We start from the raw sequence: 633 nt of genomic DNA on the forward strand, positions 1-633 counted from the left end.
CGCCAACTTCGGTCAGCTCGGCGCAGCGTAGCTATTTTGAGCCTGCTGCACACAATCCTGCTGAGCAATTTGAGCGCACCGGTAATCTCGAGCTTGCCTATCAACAAGGTAAAAATGAAGTCACGCTGGTAGGAAACGTAGCCGGAGCCAATGCCGGTTATTCGTTTTCGTTAAATGGTAAATTGGGCACAGCGAAAGGTGGCGATTATACCTGTATTCGAGCCAATACGTATCGCGCCCCCAGAGCATAGCCCAAAACCGATGGTGTTTACCGCAACAGTGCGCTCGCTGTCGGGGTCAAAGGCCAATCCTCACTTAGATACCCAAGGGCAATATGCCACACAAGTACATTTTGATAGTCAGGTGACCGAGTCGGTAAAGCGCCTCACACAATATGCCTGTCGCGGTCAAAAGCAGCCTACAGGATTACACTTTCCACTCCTGCCAGACAGTAATGTGCTCATCGGTTGTATGAACAACGACCCAGACCAAAGTTACCTGTTAGGCTTTGCCCTTAACGACACCCAACCATCCGTTGTTACTAGCGCCAATAACACCCAAAACGTGCTCGGCTCTCGCGACCAAAACCTATTGATGTTTGATGACACCCCAAAAACCCCGCATATTGTGTTG

At 50.2% G+C, this 633-nt stretch carries 1 protein-coding gene and 1 pseudogene; both read left to right on the forward strand.

Annotated elements, in window-relative coordinates; translation table 11 throughout:
- Positions 1-251 (forward strand): hypothetical protein (locus tag BB427_RS24365; RefSeq protein WP_175401228.1); only part of this gene is annotated, 251 nt, incomplete at its 5' end.
- Positions 199-633: pseudogene (locus tag BB427_RS02805) on the forward strand (contractile injection system protein, VgrG/Pvc8 family); the annotation flags it as partial. The gene BB427_RS24365 and the pseudogene BB427_RS02805, both read left to right, overlap by 53 nt.

It is taken from the genome of Pseudoalteromonas sp. BMB (genome assembly GCF_001709235.1).
Taxonomy (GTDB): Bacteria; Pseudomonadota; Gammaproteobacteria; order Enterobacterales; family Alteromonadaceae; genus Pseudoalteromonas; species Pseudoalteromonas maricaloris.